This is a genomic window from Vibrio sp. 378 (genome assembly GCF_033339435.1).
This window is the reverse complement of sequence record NZ_JAWOUO010000087.1, coordinates 1-1,317: the sequence shown is the minus strand read 5'-3', so window position 1 is coordinate 1,317 and position 1,317 is coordinate 1. Positions and strand designations below refer to the sequence as shown.

The following is a 1,317-nucleotide window of genomic DNA, read 5'->3' as shown; positions in this document are numbered from 1 at the left end:
GGTTTCCGTTCGGAATATGGTCCGGAGTTCTTTGGCAAAGAGTTGTTTACTGAGCTTCGACGCGTAAAAGCTGCATTCGACCCACATAATAAAATGAACCCAGGCAAAATCTGTACGCCACTTGATAGCGATGCAGAGTTGGTAAAAGTAACCGACACCAAACGTGGTTACTATGATCGCCAAATTGACGTACAAGTACGTGACAGCTTTAAGCAAGCGATGGAATGTAACGGGAACGGTTTGTGCTTTAACTACGATACCAGTTCGCCGATGTGTCCATCGATGAAAGTGACGGCTGATCGTCGTCATTCGCCAAAAGGGCGCGCTGGATTGGTTCGTGAATGGTTGCGTCAGCTTACTGAGCAAGGTATTGATATTCTTGACCTAGAAAAGCAAACGTTAGAAAACAAAACATCGATCAAAACCATGATTGATCGTGTGCGTCATTCCATTAATCGTCGTCACGAATACGATTTCTCTCATGAAGTTTATGAAGCAATGAACGGCTGCTTAGCGTGTAAAGCGTGTGCGAGCCAATGTCCGATCAAAGTGGATGTTCCAAGTTTCCGTTCCCGCTTTTTAAACATTTATCACTCGCGCTATCATCGTCCGGCAAAAGATTATTTGGTTGCCAACATTGAAACCATGCTGCCAATGATGGCAAAGGCACCAGCAGTCGTGAACGGCGTATTGAAACAGTCGTGGGTGAAGAGTTTAACGGCTTCAACTGTAGGGTATGTGGATGCGCCGTTGTTGTCTGTTCCTACGTTGAAACAGCGCGTAGAGTCGCTGACAACGCCTTATGATCTGCAAGCGCTCAGTGGTTTGTCTTCGACTGAAAAGAGCAAGCACGTATTAATCGTTCAAGACCCATTTACCAGTTATTACGATGCGGACGTTGTTGAAGACTTCGTCAAGTTGGTTAAAAAGCTAGGTATGCATCCAGTGCTTTTGCCATTTAAGCCAAATGGTAAAGCGCAACACATCAAAGGTTTCCTACGCCAGTTTAAAGAGACCGCGGCTGATACGGCGAAGTTCTTGGCGATGGTGGCGGACTTAGACATTCCGTTGGTCGGCGTTGATCCGGCATTGGTGCTGTGCTATCGAGATGAGTACGCGGAAGTACTCGGTAGCAAGCGAGGCGATTTCGATGTGCTAACGGCACACGAATGGCTGTACCCAAGGTTGGAAGCGTTTGAAGTAGCAAAGCAACGGGAAAATCAGGAACCGTGGTACTTGTTTGCGCACTGCACTGAAAAAACAAAAATGCCGAACGCAGAGAAAGAATGGGGCGCTATTTTTGCTCACTTTGGCGCG

Annotated in this window: 1 protein-coding gene; it reads left to right on the top strand. The window is 46.9% G+C overall.

All coding sequences use genetic code 11. From position 1 onward, the window contains the following. The coding region (locus tag R7Q48_RS24260) for a (Fe-S)-binding protein (protein WP_318132641.1) at window positions 1–1,317 on the top strand (1,317 nt) is incomplete at both ends.